This window comes from Pedobacter sp. WC2501 (assembly GCF_052682415.1).
Genome location: NZ_JBQZFI010000001.1, coordinates 519020 through 534231 on the forward strand (window position 1 = coordinate 519020; position 15212 = coordinate 534231).

Sequence of the window (15212 nt, forward strand, 5' to 3'; positions counted from 1 at the left end):
TGCCCACAGTATATTTTTCACAGTTCTTGGCTATAAAATGAGCTATTTAGAATTCTTTGCTGTAATTACCGGGATTATTTCCGTTATACTTTCAGCAAAAGCCAGCGTGTGGAGCTGGCCCATGGGTATTGTCAATGTATTTTTATCTGCCTTTCTTTATTACCAAAGCCAGCTTTACCCCGATATGTTTTTAATGATTTTCTTTTTTGTAACCAACATCATGGGCTGGTGGCGATGGACAAATCCAAAGCCTGGAGAAGAAGATAAAAATAAAGAACTCAAAATCAGTTTTATGCCTGTAAGGCAGTTTTTAATCCTATTGGCTATTGGCATTATTGGCACATTATTAATGGGTACATTGGCTAGTCAACTTCACAACTGGCTGCCGCTATTATTTAATTTACCCAGCGCTTATCCTTTTATTGATTCTTTTATTTTTGTAATGAGTGTGATCACCACATTCCTAATGATCCAGAAAAGAGTAGAATGTTGGATTATCTGGCTGATTATAGATATTGTAGCCACTTACCTCTACTTTTTAAAAGGCATAAAGTTTATGGGGGTAGAATATTTCATCTTCACCATTATTGCTGCTTTTGCATTGTGGCATTGGATAAAAGAATATAGAAGCTACGCTAAAACGGCATGAAAAGAGGTTTAGTGATTGGCAAATTTATGCCTATTCATAATGGGCATATTGCGCTTATTAATTTTGCGGCTTCGCAATGCGACGAGCTGATTGTATCAATGAGTTTCACTCCTGCTGACAAGATTGATCCTGTTTTACGTTTTGAATGGATTAAAGAGATTTTTAAGGATCAATTCAAGGTCAAACCCGCTATTATTTCTGATGATTTTGATGATGAAACACTACCATTGAATGAAAGGACAAATAACTGGGCAATCAGGATGCAGGAGGTATATCCAAAAATTGATATTCTTTTTAGCTCCGAGTTTTATGGTGCACCATTTGCCTCAAACTTACAGGCTGAACATATCTTATTTGACGAGCCGAGAAAATCAATCCCTGTTTCGGCAACCCTAATCAGGAATCATCCTTTTCAATATTGGGAATTTATTCCAAAAGAAGTCCGCCCATATTTTGTAAAGAAAATTTGTTTCTATGGGCCAGAGAGTACAGGAAAATCGACAATGGCTGAAAAAATGGCCTTACACTATCAAACGACATTCGCTCCTGAAGTTGCGCGCGAATTAATCAACTCGAACGATATCACAATTGATGACATTATTGAAATCGGAACAGCACAAACCGAAAGAGTCAAAGAAAAAACAAACAGTGCCAACAAGCTTGTTTTCTGTGATACCGATTTAATTACCACGAAAATTTACTCGCAATATTATCTGAACGAAGTTCCACAGATCCTGAATGACCTTGAAAAAGAAATCTTTTATGATTTATATTTCCTATTGGATATTGATGTGGAATGGGTTGCTGATTATCTCCGTGATTTTGGAGATAGGCGGCTGGAAATGTTTAATCTGTTTAAGAGTGAGCTTGAAAAGCGTGGAATAGCCTACATTCAGATCAGCGGAGATTATAAAACTCGGGAAGAAAAGATCAGGAAAATTATAGATTCGATTTTGGTTTAAATAAATCATTTTTTTATCTTTAGATTCAATTCAAAATGATATGACAGCTAAACAAGTGCTTCCTATCATCCCTGACAATACTGTAGTTAATAAAATTTACGAGCTAAGAGGCCTCAAAGTGATGCTTGATAGTGATCTGGCAGAGCTTTATGGTGTAGAGACTAAGGTTTTAAATCAAAGTATCCGCCGAAACATAGAACGTTTTCCCGATGATTTCATGTTCCAACTGACCAGTGAAGAATGGGAATCTTTGAGGTCACAAATTGTGACCTCAAAAGCTAAAAGAGGTGGAAGGACTTATTTACCCAATGTTTTTACCGAACATGGCATATTAATGCTATCAAGTGTATTGAATAGTAAGCAAGCGATTCAAGTGAATATCCAGATTGTAAGGATTTTCTCACGCATACGCCAGTTTATTGTAGATAATGTCGAGCTCAAACTTGAAATCGAAGAGATTAAAAAGACGTTGAATAATCATGATAAAAACATTGAATTGGTTTTTACCTACCTGGATAGACTCATCGATAAGAAAATTGGACCAAGGAAAAGGATTGGTTATATGCCTGATGATTTATGATTTTAATGATATTTAACAAATCTTGAAGTCGCAAATTGCGACCTCAAGATTTGACCAGAGAAATGGTGCCGTAAGTTTAATCATTATATAGTACTACCTACTTAAACTTCTCAACGGAATTGCAGCGGCATCCTTTCAAATTTGCAACGGCTTCGTTTACTATGTCATTCTGAGGCACGAAGAATCTGCAACCGATGAAACAGATTCTTCGTACCTCAGAATGACAAAACCTATTTAAAAGATTTAGTGTAAGCCCGGCTGGAACCAATCAAAGAATTTCTGGTTTTGTTTTTCACAACCTCAAAAACGATACGGCATATTAAATGCCTAAATAAATTAAGCATAACGATAGCGAGGTAAAATCCAAAACTTTTTTCGATCAACTATTTGATAATAAAAGTATTCTATCTATCTTTGCAGTCCCAAATTTAATGGGAATAATAAATTGTTTAATAAATTAAATACAAGCAAGTGAATACGTTAAGTTACAAAACTGTCTCGGCCAATGCGAAAACTGTTAACAAACAGTGGATTGTTGTTGATGCGCAAGGCGAGATTTTGGGGCGCTTGTCATCGAAGATCGCTATGATCATCCGTGGTAAAAACAAGCCTGAGTACACCCCACACGTAGACTGCGGAGATAACGTTATCGTTATTAATGCAGACAAGGTTAAATTGACAGGAAACAAATTCAGCGAAAAGCAATATGTTTCTTATACTGGTTATCCAGGTGGTCAACGTTTTATTTCTCCTAAAGAGTTAATGGCGAAACACCCTCAACGTGTAATCGAGAAAGCGGTACGTGGTATGTTACCGAAAACTAAATTGGGCAAAAAATTGTATACCAATCTTTTTGTGTATGCTGGTGAAACTCATCCGCATTCGGCTCAATCTCCAAAAACCATTAAACTTTAAGAAATGTCAGTTACTAACACTTCAGGAAGAAGAAAAACAGCTGTTGCACGCATCTACTTAAAAGATGGTGCTGGCGCAATTACCGTTAACGGTAAAGATCACAAAGTATATTTCCCTACTTTACCATTGCAATATATCGTAAACCAAAGTTTAGAAGTTTCTGAACTTACCGGCCGTTATGATATCACTGTAAACGTACAAGGTGGTGGAGTAAAAGGACAAGCAGAAGCTGTTCGTTTGGCTATTGCTAAAGCGATTGTTGAACTAGATGCGGAGAAAAAACCTGCTTTACGTGCTAAAGGTTTAATGACACGTGATAACCGTATGGTTGAGCGTAAGAAACCAGGACGTGCTAAAGCTCGTAAGAAATTCCAATTCAGTAAACGTTAATCACAGGAGGCAAAGACAATGGCAAGAACAACTTATCAAGACTTATTGGATGCAGGTGTACACTTTGGTCACCTTACCCGTAAATGGAATCCAAAAATGGCTCCTTATATTTTCATGGAGCGTAATGGAATTCACATTATAGATTTAAATAAAACTTTAACTAAAACTGAAGAAGCTGCGGCTGCGATTAAACAAATCGTAAAATCAGGACGTAAAGTATTATTTGTTTCAACAAAAAAACAAGCAAAAGGAATCGTAGCTGAACAAGCTAAAAAAGTAAACATGCCTTTCGTAACTGAACGTTGGTTAGGTGGTATGTTAACTAACTTTGCTACTGTTCGCAAGTCAATCAAAAAGATGTCTAACATCGATAAAATGACTAAGGACGGTACTTATTCGATCTTATCTAAAAAAGAGCGTTTAATGATTCAACGTGAGCGTATTAAATTAGAGTCACTTTTAGGTGGTATTGCTGATTTAAACCGTTTACCTGCAGCTTTATTCTTAATTGATGTTAAGAAAGAACACATTGCAGTTACTGAAGCGTTAAAATTAAACATCCCTACTTTTGCGATGGTTGATACTAACTCTGATCCTTCTAACATCGATTTTCCTATCCCGGCGAATGATGATGCTACAAAATCAATCTCTTTAATTACTGATGTAATTATCAAAGCTATTGAAGAAGGTTTAGATGAGCGTAAACGCGAAAAAGATGATGAGGCTGAAAAAGAAGCAGTAGCAGCAAAAGTTGCAGCTGATGCTCCTGAAGCAAAAGAGCCAAGAGGAGCTGGTGAAAAAAGACCAACAACTAAAAAGGCAACTGCTGAAGCGGAAGTTGAAGCTCCTTCATCAGAAGAAACTAAAACAGAAGAATAGTAATATTTTTTAATTGCAGGTTACTGGTTTCAGGTTTTAAGTTGGCTTAACATGAGTTTAACTTGGCGCTTGTAACTTGTAACCTGTAATTGTTATAACAAGATTGTAAAATTTAAAAAAGGAAATAAAATGTCTACAGTACAAATTACTGCCGCTGATGTAAATAAACTACGCCAACAAACTGGTGCTGGTATGATGGATTGCAAAAAAGCATTATTAGAAGCTAATGGCGATTTCGAAGCTGCTGTTGATTTATTGCGCAAAAAAGGTCAAAAAGTATCTGCCGCTCGTTCTGGCAATGCTACTTCTGAAGGTCTGGTATCAATTGCTGTTTCAGCGGATGGCACAAATGGCAAATTAGTTGCTTTAGCTTGCGAAACTGAGCCAGTTTCTAAAGTTGAAGATTTCCGTAACTTAGCTCAGGCTGTTTTAGCTGCAGCAGTTGCCAACAATCCTGCTACTACTGAAGAATTATCAGCGATTACTTTGGAAGATGGACGTACAGTTGCAGAAACCATCACTGAACTAACCGGTAAAATCGGAGAGAAAATCGTTATTCAAGAATACGCAAATATATCTGGCGAAAAAATCGTTTCTTATATCCACTCTAATGGTAAAATGGGCGTTTTAGTGGTATTTGAAGGTGCTAATGGCATAGATATTACTGAAGCTGGTAAAGATGTTGCTATGCAAATTGCTGCAATGAACCCAGTTGCTGTTGATAAAGACGGTGTTGATCCTGCTACTATTCAACGTGAAATCGAAATTGCTAAAGACGTTATCCGTCAAGAAGGTAAACCAGAAGAAATGGTTGAGAAAATTGCTGCTGGTAAATTGAATAAATTCTACAAAGACAGCACTTTATTAAACCAGGAGTTTGTTAAAGATAGTTCTGTGGATGTTCGTAAATACTTAGATAACACTGCTAAAGGATTAACAGTATCTGCTTTCAAACGCGTACAATTAGGTGCATAAGCATTTCTAAAATAATTAAAAGCTCCTGGTGAAAATCAGGAGCTTTTTTTATGCCTTTATATCCTGTCCATCACCATGAATTTTTCAGGGTCTAATTTATTGAGAAAAGTGCTGCAGTATATTTACTGCTTAGCTTTCCGCTGCGCTACAGGTCAATATGATGATTGCATTTCCTACTTCCAACCTTTTCCTGATTCAATAGTATTCGAACAGTTTGGAGTATAGTGTTTCGGTCAACGTGCATCATTTTGGAGCACTCAAAGTAGCCGCACTCGGCTTTAAAAAACTTCTTATACCGGGCTGACTTTCATTCATTTGGTTATTTCATCTTATTATCCAAATATATAGTCACAATATTTAACTTTGATCGTTTAAGATTAAATTTACTCAACGTTTGATATGCCTAAAGTAATTTCCAACACCTCCTATTTTCAGGGTAACAATTTAAAAAAGAATCAAGACATCATTATCGATGGTGATATCATTTCAGCTATTAAAGAAAGTGATCATAATGGAAACGACCATTCGATTGTTGTTCCAGGTTTTATAGATTTGCAGATTTATGGAGCAGGCGACAGGTTATTTTCTGCCGAGCCAAGCATCGAATCGTTAAGCATTATGGAAGATGACCTGCTCAAAAAAGGAACGACTGGTTTTTTGGCCTGCATGGCAACAAACTCTCAGGAAGTTTTTAACGAATGTATCAAAGTAGCTAAAGCACATCGCTCAACAGCCAGGAATTGCCTGGGTTTGCATTTAGAAGGGCCATTTTTAAATCCAAAACGTTTAGGCGCGCACGTACCTGCCTTTGTACGAAAGGCTTCCTTAGACGAGATTAAGAAACTAATCGATTTTGGAGATGGTGTTATTAAAATGATGACGATAGCACCGGAAATCCATGATGATGAGGTAATACAATACTTACTGGATCAAGGTATTGTGGTTTCATTAGGACATAGTAATGCAACTTTTGAGGAAGCTACTGCGGCGTATAATAAAGGCATCCAAACCACTACCCACCTCTTTAATGCCATGAGCCCCATCCACCATCGAGAACCTGGAATACCTACAGCTGTTTTTAGTCATGCTAAGGCGATGGCCAGTATTATCGCCGATGGACAACATGTAGATTTTGAGGTGGTTAAATTTGCGCAGAAACTATTAAAAGAGCGTTTATTCCTCATCACCGATGCTGTCACGGCTTGTTCAACCGGTCCTTATCAGCATATCCAAAAAGGAAATAAATATGTAATGCCTGATGGAACACTTTCTGGTTCATCGTTAACCATGTTAGAAGCTGTTAAAAACTGTGTAACATACTGTGGCATCAGTTTAAATGATGCAATTAAAATGGGAACAAGTTATCCTGCCAAATTAATCGGAATTGAAAACTTAACGGCAAATATTGCGGCTGGTGAGCAGGCAAATTTAGTCGTGCTTGATGATGACCTAAACTTAAAAGAGGTTATTTTTAAAGGTAAAAAGGTATAATCAAACCAACATGTTCAAAAGAATTCTTCCCGCAATTATCTTTCTATCCATTTATACCGGTAATTTATGGGCGCAGGAAAAGGGATCTGCATTTACCATCATTCCACTTGGTGTAAAAGGCGGCGATGATGAGAGCAATTTATCATCGTACATGATAACACCAAAAGGAAGCGACAAATATGTTTGCCTTGATGCGGGAACCATAAATGCAGGCATACAAAAAGCAATCGATTTTAAATCTTTAAAAGGCAATAGCGAAGAAATCCAGCGTAAGCAGATTAAAGGTTATCTCATCTCCCATGGTCACCTGGATCATTTAGCTGGTCTGATTATCAATTCGCCCGCAGATACATCCAAAAACATTTATGGTTTACCCTCCGTCCTCAATATTTTAAGGGATAAATATTTTACATGGGATGCATGGGCTAATTTTGCCAACGAAGGCGAAAAACCACAGCTAAAAAAGTATACTTATTTCCCACTGATTGAAGGTAATACTTATCCCTTAGCTGGCACAGAAATGAAAGTAAAAGCTTTTGAACTGAGCCATGGCAAACCTTATAAAAGCACTGCTTTTCTAATCAGCCATGATGATAGTTATGTACTTTATCTGGGAGATACCGGCGCCGATGAAGTTGAAAAATCAGATAAACTAGCCAACCTGTGGCAGGCCATAGCGCCACTGATTAATGCGGGCGAGCTAAAAGCCGTCTTTTTAGAGGTTTCTTTCCCGAACGAACAGCCAGATAAACAATTGTTCGGACACCTTACCCCAAAACTTTTCTTTAGCGAACTGTCGAAACTTGAAGCTTTAATCAATGAGAAAGCATTTAGAAAAGTTTCTTTTATTGTAACCCATACTAAACCACCACTTCAATCTGCAGAAAAAGTAAAACAACAATTGATTTCGGGGAATGTAAAAGGCTTAAAATTAATCTTCCCGGAACAAGGCAGGCGCTTAACAATTAATTAATATAGGCAAAATAAGAACTATAAGGCCTAATTACGCTGTATATTATATGAATTTACAATAACACAATTTTATCTACACAACTGTATTTATTATTCGTCAAACCTATAATAATATAATATTGGCTTAAACTCTACGTAATTTTACATGTATACCTTTGGTGGAGGAAAAGGAACCTTGTAATTTAAAGACTAATGCACCTCCATAATAACACAAAACACATTGCACTTTCATTGTTTTTATGTTTTACTATTCTATCTTGTAAAAAAGAGACAGGTAAGTTCCTCCTAGAAAAAGATAACGAAGAACAACAAATTCTGGATTCGATATACCTATATGCAAACCAGATTTATTTCTGGAATGACCAGCTTCCAAAATACACCAACTTCAATTTTAAAAAATATACCACTGGTTCTTCCATCGCTAAGTATAGCCATGAAATATTTGATCTTACCAGATATGCCTTGAATCCTGAAACAGGAAAATCATTTGAATTTAATCCGGATAATGTCTCTGAAGCTAAATTCTCGACAATAATAAGTAAGTCAAATTCTGGGGACCAAAATAATTACAGCCTCACAGATCTTGGTTATAATTATGGGATTACACTTGTTGCAGTTGGAAACAGCGCCATCTACATAGAATATGTAATTAAGAATTCTCCCGCAGAAACAAATGGTATAAAAAGAGGGATGAAAGTGGAAGAAATTAACGGAAGAAAAAGTGAAAATACTGAAGATTTCTATAAATATGTTAAAACAGCCTTCGATAGTGATAAGGTAGAGCTTATTTTAAACGGTAAGCCTAATGCCTATAAATCTGAGAAATATACGATTAAGCGAATGGCCTACATTGCCGATCCGGTAAACATGGTATCTGTTTTAAAGATAAATAATGTCAATATCGGCTATATTTCTTACCTGAAATTTTCGAGCCCTAAGGGTAGAGATGAAAGTTTAAACAATGCATTCTCTTATTTTAATAACGAAGATGTAAAGGAATTAATTATTGACCTGAGATATAATGGCGGTGGCGATATTTTAACCTGCGAAAATTTCGCCAACCTAGTTGCACCACAAAGTGCAAACGGGAAGGTAATGCGAAAAGAGAAATATAATACCCTTATGCAAAAAGGAGAGGCAACCTTATTAACAAAACAACCTATTTTAAATGATGACGGAAGTCCGGCATTTATTATTAATGGCAGAACCGCTACCCTTGCAGATGGTGATTATTCTATAAATGCAAACACATCGCTTTTTAAAAAAACTGCTGGTCTTAATAATTTAACCAGGGTATATTTCATTGTTAGCAAGAAAACAGCATCGGCAAGTGAGTTATTAATTAATTGCTTAAAGCCCTACATGGATGTAAAGCTGATTGGCACAAGAACAACAGAAAAGCCAGCAGACCCAGTTAAAACTTTCGGAAAACCAATTGGTTTTTTCCCGGTAAAAATAAAATCATATTCTCTATACCTCTCTTTATTTCAAAATCTAAACGCCAACAACGAGGGAAACTATTTTAACGGAATGTCAACGAATATCACTACTGACGATGATGTGGAAACTGATTTTGGCAATATTGAAGAAAAAGGCCTTAGAAGTGCATTGGATGATATGGCTTATTCACCTAAAGTAGCCGCAGTAAAAAATAAAGCACTTGAATCCAAATCAGCAATGGGGAGTAATATCTCGAATGTAAAAAGGGAAGTATTTGGCGCAGGTGAATTACAGGAACTTATTAAATCGCAGTTTAAACTAAGAAAATGAAAAATAAATAAACAATCCAAAAATCAATCTACTATCAAAAAAAAATGAAAAACAATTTAAAAACGCTTATCGCCTTAGCTGCTGTTGCAGTTTTATCGGTAACAGCCTGTAAAAAAAATGTTGAAGAACAAATCTCTTCAAATGGAAAAGAAATTAATACGATTAGAAATCTGTCAAAATTCCCTGACACAATTATTAGCATTACCGGTCAAGGCAATCCTGTTAAGAGCTTAATTAACAGTAATAAAAAAAGCTATACAGAATTGATTAAGGATAGTGTTTGGGCTGGTGATGCAGGCCATAGCCTGGTAATTGAATCTGATGAACAAGTTGTCTTAACAAATTATTCACGCTACATCTATCCGGGTTCCTTACTACAAGGAAATTCAATCTCCGATCTAACCTACAAACCATTAACACAATACCAGAATAAAATTAAGCCCATTACCGTTTCTGTCTCAGCACATGCAGCAAATGTTTCAGGTGTTATTAATAAACCAAGTTTATCAGGTACCCGCTCTTTCCTTGAATCTGTTTATTCAGATAGTTTCTCCGGTAAAGAAATTACAAGCTTTAGTTTCGACATGAACCAGTTTACTTATTACGATGAATTTAAACTTGCATTCGGCGCAAACATTAAAGTAGGCAATATTTTTAATGCGAACGCATCTATAAATAAGACTAAAATTGAGAAGAAAACCGGACTTATAGCAAAGTTTGTTCAGCGCAACTTTACCCTGGATATGGATCTGCCAGATGGAAACTTATTGGATAGTTCAGTAGATCCAAGCCAGCTGGGTCAATATTCCCCTGTTTATGTAAGTTCTATAACTTACGGAAGAATGGGTATGATCAAGGTTGAGTCTGATTATAATTATTCATCATTAACAAGAGCTTTTAAAGCTGCATTTAATGCCGGTATAGTAAGCGGCGGGGCATCTATAGCAGATTCTTTAAAAACTATTATCGATAATTCTTCAATTGAAATTTATAATGTTGGTGGCGAAGGGGAATCTGTGGCACAATCTATTAACGGCTACGATGCATTTAGGCAATACATAATTTCTGGCGGAAATTATACACCGCAAACCCCTGGTCTCCCATTATATTATACATTGAGCTATTTAAGCGATAATTCAATTTTCAGAACCAGGTTCCTGGTTAATTTCCCTAAAAATTAATAACACTGTCCATATCTGATCGCCCTGCCTTGACATAAAATAAATTGCCGGGCATGGCGATCTTTTAAGTTTAGATAACATTTATTTAATGAAAAAATATATACTACTTGTAGCTTGTTTCGCTATCATTCTAGCATCGTGTAGAAAAAACGAAACCATTTTAATACCGAAAACCACATTTAACGGGAAGTTTGCAGATCCGGTTATTGATATCAATATTGAAGGTAGCCCATCTGCTTACGCAGGTCAATCAATAAAGAACATCCTAGACCAAAAAAAACTAAGCGGTGCCGATATTTATAAAGACAGTTTATGGGCTAACGACTTTGGAAGAACATTATTTGTAGAAACGGATGAAATTGCCCTAATGAAAAATTCTGCCTATGAAAGATATATATATGCTGCATCTCTGCTTCAGGGAAACTCAATAGCTGATTTAAATTTTATGCCAATATCCGAATTTCAATCTTCGGTAAAACCTGTTACGGCTTCAGTTTCATTTCAGGCAAAAAGAGTAAGTGGTATAATTACTAACCCTACACTTTCGTCAACAAGAAATTTCGTAAGTGACATTTTAGCCCAAAATGATATAAGTACCCAAGTTGCAGGATTCTCTTATAGTTTAGAAAAATTTACTGCTTATGATGAGTTAAAACTTGCGTTTGGTTCGAATGTAAAAACAGGAACTCTTTTTGGCCATAAAACATCAAACAGTACAGAAACCATTGATAAGATTTCGAAACGAACTGGCATTTATGCTAAATTTATTCAGAAAAACTTTACCTTGGATTTAGACATTCCCGCTGACGGTAAACTAATGAATGACGGTACTAACCTAGATGCACTAAACCAAAAATATCCTACCTATGTTAGCTCAATTACTTATGGGCGTATGGGTATAATGGCCATAGAATCAGATTACACTTATGAGGCTGTTAACAATGCCTATAACTCCGCTTTCAAAGCCCTCTTCGTTTCTGGAAGCAGCTCTACAACGGAAGAAGAAAAAAGAATAATCGACGAATCTTCCATGAAGATTTATATTATAGGTGCCGATGGCAGCGATGCTGTTGAAACAGTTAATGGATTTGATGCCTTTATACAGTTTATTATTAAGGGTGGGACTTTCTCTGCATCAAATCCAGGGGTGCCAATATACTTTAGTTTAAGTCACCTTGCTGATCATTCTGTAGTGAAAACTAAATTCAGGATTAACATCGATACCCAGCCTGTATACGCTAGAATAGAATATCAGAATAAAGATAAATATAGCAATTATAATGGTTGTGATGTCTATCTTTGCTTTTATTCAGATATGACTGGAACTAGCTCAACAGTCCCACAAGATTATGTTAAATTTGAATGGAAAAAAGAAACTACTAATGCTGGCTCAGTGGAGGGGCCATATGATCATCAACCATGGTGTTCTTCAACCACTTACGATAGCTTAACTTTAGTGAATACCTTTAAACAATCAAAAATTCTTATAAAAGAAAATCATACATACCAGAGTTCGTGGGATGACACCTATCAGGAAGATTATGGTTCCGGGGGGAGTGGTACTTTACACCGAGAAGGTTATTATTTATCTAATTATTCCCTTAAAAATGGTTCTTTTTATAAAGTACTAGCTCCTTTAAGATGATACCATCAAAAGTTAAATACACTTGGAAGCACAATGGAACGGAGTTATGTCCTAGTTGCAACTTTTGGCACTAGTGTTGCTTTTGTTGGCGATAGTTCCTCTTCTGATGACGGAACCGGCGATACAAATGATAATTTATTTAATGGTTGGTCTGGTGATGTACCATCCGGATATAACTCCCATCCGGCTTTACATGTAAATGCTTCATTATAGCTTGCTAAAGCCCAATAATTAATCAAATAACAGAAAGGGCGATATGAAAATATTGCCCTTTTTTATTTATATCCTCAACCTAATTAAATATTTACATCAAATATTAAAACGATAGCCCGTAAGTAAAAAATTGTTAATATTTTTGAGGTCATGAAATACAAACGCATCCTATTAAAGCTTAGCGGAGAATCGCTAATGGGCGACAAACAATATGGAATTGATAATGAACGCGTTAAGCAATACGCTGAAGATATCAAAGCCGTACACGATAAAGGTTTAGAAATCGCAATCGTAATTGGAGGAGGAAACATTTTTAGAGGTTTAAGCGCCGAAAAAAGTGGGATGGACAGGGCACAGGCTGATTACATGGGCATGTTGGCTACAGTAATCAACTCTATGGCCTTACAAGATGCTTTAGAAAAAGTGGGTATTAAAACGCGTTTACTTACTGCTATTAAAATGGAACAGATTTGTGAGCCATTTATCCGCAGAAGGGCTGTTCGACATTTAGAAAAAGGCCGTGTAGTTATTTTTGGCGCAGGAACCGGAAACCCATACTTCACCACCGATTCAGCTGCAGCTTTACGTGCTATCGAAATTAAAGCTGATGTTGTTTTAAAAGGAACACGTGTTGATGGAATTTATACCGCAGATCCTGAAAAAGATCCATTAGCAACTAAATACAACGAAATTTCTTTTAGAGAAGTTTACGATAAAGGCCTGAACGTAATGGACATGACAGCCTTTACCCTTTGTGAAGAAAACCAAGTGCCGATTATTGTGTTTGATATGAACAAACATGGCAATTTCATGAAAATCGCTAATGGCGAACCTATCGGAACCCTGGTTAAATAAGAAATAAAAATTATTATTTTTGTAGAAATACACACAATTATGAACGACCTCATACAATTACAATTAATGGATGCTCAATCTGCAATGGATAAAGCAATCGATCATTGTGAATCTGAATTAACTAAAATCAGAGCTGGTAAAGCATCAGCTGGAATGTTGGATGGTATTTTCGTAGATTATTATGGCGCAGCTACAGCACTATCACAGGTAGCCAGCATTAATACGCCTGATGCCAGAACAATCGTAATCCAACCTTGGGAAAAATCTCTTTTAACTGCAATTGAAAAAGCTATTCAGGTAGCTAATATTGGTATCAATCCGCAAAATGACGGTATTGTTATCCGCCTGGTTGTACCGCCTTTAACAGAAGAGCGGAGAAAAGACCTGGTGAAAAAAGTTAAGGAAGAAGCCGAAAGAGGTCGAATTACCGTTCGTAACATCCGTAAGGATGCCAATACCAAAATTCAAAAACTGAAAGGTGAAGGTGTTTCTGATGACGAGATTAAAACAGGTGAAGGCGAAGTGCAAAAATTAACCGATGCCTATATCATCAAGGTTGACAAACATGCCGAAGCCAAAGAAAAAGATGTAATGACAGTTTAATCTGTATAAAATATATCGAGAAAGGGAATGGATTTAAATCTATTCCCTTTTTTATTCTTATTTCTTTGCGCTTGAGCCTCTAACGTTTAAGACGGTAGGTAAAGATACCTGCATGTTTTCGATGGATTTGCCAGACTTTTTAAGCTTATTCAATAAAATCTTCATTACGTTTTCTGCAATGGCCTCAAGGGGCTGTGCAATAGCCGTAACCGGAGGCTCACAAAATTCCAGGATTTCGAAATCATCAAAAGAAACAACAGCTATGTCTTTATGGATCTGAATACCTAATTTTCTAAAAGTTCTTAAACCATCTAAGCAAATGTAATTAGCTGCAAAAACTACCGCATCAAGCTGCTTCTCTTTAAAAAATTTGATCATCTCCTCAATGGAGTCGGCAGAGTTTACATATTTGATCTTCTTTACAATTGACGGCAATTTATATTTTTCGACAGCGCTTTCATAACCGGCCAAACGATCTACCATCTGTTGCTGTAAGGTATCAATGGTTACAAACCCTATTTTTTTGTAATTATTTTTAATGAGGTGTTCAGTAGCTTCGTAGGTACTATTTAGATTATCAATTATTACATAATCTGTTTTAACATCCGGTACATACCGATCAAAAAGCACTACCGGAGCATCTGTTTGAATCAATTTTTTAACTTCTTCTTCCAATCCCTCAGGCAAGGCCATAATATAGCCATCAACATGCCTGTCTTTAAAAATCTGCAACAGTTCTATTGCCTTCTCAGTATCATTTCTGGTACTGCTAAAAAGAATTTTATAACCAAGACTTGAAGCAATTTCATCAATTCGGCGTGCTATACCAGAGAAAAAAGGTTCAGAAATGTCATCAACCAGGAAACCTATGATTTTTGTCTTACCTGTTCTCAAACTTGTAGCAAGGGCATTGGGCTGATAATTTAATTCGGCCACAAGGTCTAAAACCTTTTTAGTAAGCGATTCGCTGATGTTCTTCTCTCTTGCTTTTCCATTAATTACGAACGATACGGTTGTAATGGAAATATTTAATTGTTTAGCGATATCTTTAATTGAAATACGTTTCTTCATCACAGGTATTGAACGAATAAATTTGCTGGTAATATAAGAATATTACTATAAATATATGATG

The 15212-nt window shown here is 36.3% G+C and carries 16 protein-coding genes; 15 read left to right on the plus strand and 1 reads right to left on the minus strand.

What is annotated here, in order from left to right; translation table 11 throughout:
- The first annotated feature begins 37 nt into the window (after window positions 1-37).
- The 15 genes from pnuC to frr all read left to right on the plus strand — a co-directional run bounded on the left by pnuC (window position 38) and on the right by frr (window position 14080).
- A complete protein-coding gene (gene pnuC, locus ACUN24_RS02295) occupies window positions 38-649 on the plus strand; it encodes a nicotinamide riboside transporter PnuC (protein ID WP_445561071.1) in 612 nt (203 codons plus the stop codon).
- Complete coding sequence (locus ACUN24_RS02300) at window positions 646-1611, plus strand: AAA family ATPase (protein ID WP_445561072.1); 966 nt, start codon at window positions 646-648, stop codon at window positions 1609-1611. The genes pnuC and ACUN24_RS02300 overlap by 4 nt, the downstream gene beginning before the upstream one ends.
- A 40-nt stretch (window positions 1612-1651) precedes the next feature.
- The gene (locus ACUN24_RS02305) at window positions 1652-2191 is read left to right on the plus strand and encodes an ORF6N domain-containing protein (RefSeq protein ID WP_445561073.1); all 540 of its coding nucleotides are present in this window, start codon (window positions 1652-1654) and stop codon (window positions 2189-2191) included.
- Between the two features lie 471 nt (window positions 2192-2662).
- Window positions 2663-3106: a 50S ribosomal protein L13 gene (gene rplM / locus ACUN24_RS02310; RefSeq protein WP_116248884.1), complete on the plus strand. Its 444-nt coding sequence runs from the start codon at window positions 2663-2665 to the stop codon at window positions 3104-3106.
- Window positions 3107-3109: 3 nt separating this feature from the next.
- Window positions 3110-3496: a 30S ribosomal protein S9 gene (gene rpsI / locus ACUN24_RS02315; protein WP_025145383.1), complete on the plus strand. Its 387-nt coding sequence runs from the start codon at window positions 3110-3112 to the stop codon at window positions 3494-3496.
- Between the two features lie 18 nt (window positions 3497-3514).
- Entirely contained in the window at window positions 3515-4375 is an 861-nt protein-coding gene (gene rpsB, locus ACUN24_RS02320) for a 30S ribosomal protein S2 (protein WP_121287425.1), read from the plus strand.
- Between the two features lie 129 nt (window positions 4376-4504).
- Entirely contained in the window at window positions 4505-5350 is an 846-nt protein-coding gene (tsf, locus tag ACUN24_RS02325) for a translation elongation factor Ts (protein WP_445561074.1), read from the plus strand.
- Between the two features lie 399 nt (window positions 5351-5749).
- The gene (gene nagA, locus ACUN24_RS02330; RefSeq protein ID WP_445561075.1) at window positions 5750-6841 is read left to right on the plus strand and encodes an N-acetylglucosamine-6-phosphate deacetylase; all 1092 of its coding nucleotides are present in this window, start codon (window positions 5750-5752) and stop codon (window positions 6839-6841) included.
- A 10-nt stretch (window positions 6842-6851) separates the two neighbouring features.
- A complete protein-coding gene (locus ACUN24_RS02335) occupies window positions 6852-7814 on the plus strand; it encodes an MBL fold metallo-hydrolase (RefSeq protein ID WP_445561076.1) in 963 nt (320 codons plus the stop codon).
- Window positions 7815-8005: 191 nt separating this feature from the next.
- Window positions 8006-9583, plus strand: coding sequence for a S41 family peptidase (locus ACUN24_RS02340; protein ID WP_445561077.1), 1578 nt, complete (start codon window positions 8006-8008; stop codon window positions 9581-9583).
- Between the two features lie 44 nt (window positions 9584-9627).
- Window positions 9628-10764, plus strand: coding sequence for a thiol-activated cytolysin family protein (locus tag ACUN24_RS02345; RefSeq protein ID WP_445561078.1), 1137 nt, complete (start codon window positions 9628-9630; stop codon window positions 10762-10764).
- An 88-nt stretch (window positions 10765-10852) separates the two neighbouring features.
- A complete protein-coding gene (locus ACUN24_RS02350; RefSeq protein ID WP_445561079.1) occupies window positions 10853-12409 on the plus strand; it encodes a thiol-activated cytolysin family protein in 1557 nt (518 codons plus the stop codon).
- Window positions 12410-12442: 33 nt separating this feature from the next.
- Window positions 12443-12622 (plus strand): hypothetical protein, encoded by a 180-nt coding sequence (locus ACUN24_RS02355; RefSeq protein WP_445561080.1) that lies wholly within the window; start codon window positions 12443-12445, stop codon window positions 12620-12622.
- Window positions 12623-12772: 150 nt separating this feature from the next.
- Window positions 12773-13477, plus strand: a complete 705-nt coding sequence (gene pyrH, locus ACUN24_RS02360) for a UMP kinase (RefSeq protein ID WP_445561081.1) — start codon at window positions 12773-12775, stop codon at window positions 13475-13477.
- 39 nt (window positions 13478-13516) lie between these two features.
- Entirely contained in the window at window positions 13517-14080 is a 564-nt protein-coding gene (frr, locus tag ACUN24_RS02365) for a ribosome recycling factor (RefSeq protein WP_445561082.1), read from the plus strand.
- A 57-nt stretch (window positions 14081-14137) separates the two neighbouring features.
- Here frr and ACUN24_RS02370 read toward each other — a convergent pair whose 3' ends face one another.
- Complete coding sequence (locus tag ACUN24_RS02370) at window positions 14138-15151, minus strand: LacI family DNA-binding transcriptional regulator (RefSeq protein ID WP_445561083.1); 1014 nt, start codon at window positions 15149-15151, stop codon at window positions 14138-14140.
- Window positions 15152-15212: the final 61 nt, after the last annotated feature.

Bases quoted from the DNA above. Each gene is read 5' to 3' on its own strand.
- pnuC (WP_445561071.1), top strand. From the start codon at position 38: ATGAGCTATTTAGAATTCTTTGCTGTAATTACCGGGATTATTTCCGTT.
- ACUN24_RS02300 (WP_445561072.1), top strand. From the start codon at position 646: ATGAAAAGAGGTTTAGTGATTGGCAAATTTATGCCTATTCATAATGGG.
- ACUN24_RS02305 (WP_445561073.1), top strand. From the start codon at position 1,652: ATGACAGCTAAACAAGTGCTTCCTATCATCCCTGACAATACTGTAGTT.
- rpsI (WP_025145383.1), top strand. From the start codon at position 3,110: ATGTCAGTTACTAACACTTCAGGAAGAAGAAAAACAGCTGTTGCACGC.
- rpsB (WP_121287425.1), top strand. From the start codon at position 3,515: ATGGCAAGAACAACTTATCAAGACTTATTGGATGCAGGTGTACACTTT.
- tsf (WP_445561074.1), top strand. From the start codon at position 4,505: ATGTCTACAGTACAAATTACTGCCGCTGATGTAAATAAACTACGCCAA.
- nagA (WP_445561075.1), top strand. From the start codon at position 5,750: ATGCCTAAAGTAATTTCCAACACCTCCTATTTTCAGGGTAACAATTTA.
- ACUN24_RS02335 (WP_445561076.1), top strand. From the start codon at position 6,852: ATGTTCAAAAGAATTCTTCCCGCAATTATCTTTCTATCCATTTATACC.
- ACUN24_RS02340 (WP_445561077.1), top strand. From the start codon at position 8,006: ATGCACCTCCATAATAACACAAAACACATTGCACTTTCATTGTTTTTA.
- ACUN24_RS02345 (WP_445561078.1), top strand. From the start codon at position 9,628: ATGAAAAACAATTTAAAAACGCTTATCGCCTTAGCTGCTGTTGCAGTT.
- ACUN24_RS02350 (WP_445561079.1), top strand. From the start codon at position 10,853: ATGAAAAAATATATACTACTTGTAGCTTGTTTCGCTATCATTCTAGCA.
- ACUN24_RS02355 (WP_445561080.1), top strand. From the start codon at position 12,443: ATGGAACGGAGTTATGTCCTAGTTGCAACTTTTGGCACTAGTGTTGCT.
- pyrH (WP_445561081.1), top strand. From the start codon at position 12,773: ATGAAATACAAACGCATCCTATTAAAGCTTAGCGGAGAATCGCTAATG.
- frr (WP_445561082.1), top strand. From the start codon at position 13,517: ATGAACGACCTCATACAATTACAATTAATGGATGCTCAATCTGCAATG.
- ACUN24_RS02370 (WP_445561083.1), bottom strand. From the start codon at position 15,151: ATGAAGAAACGTATTTCAATTAAAGATATCGCTAAACAATTAAATATT.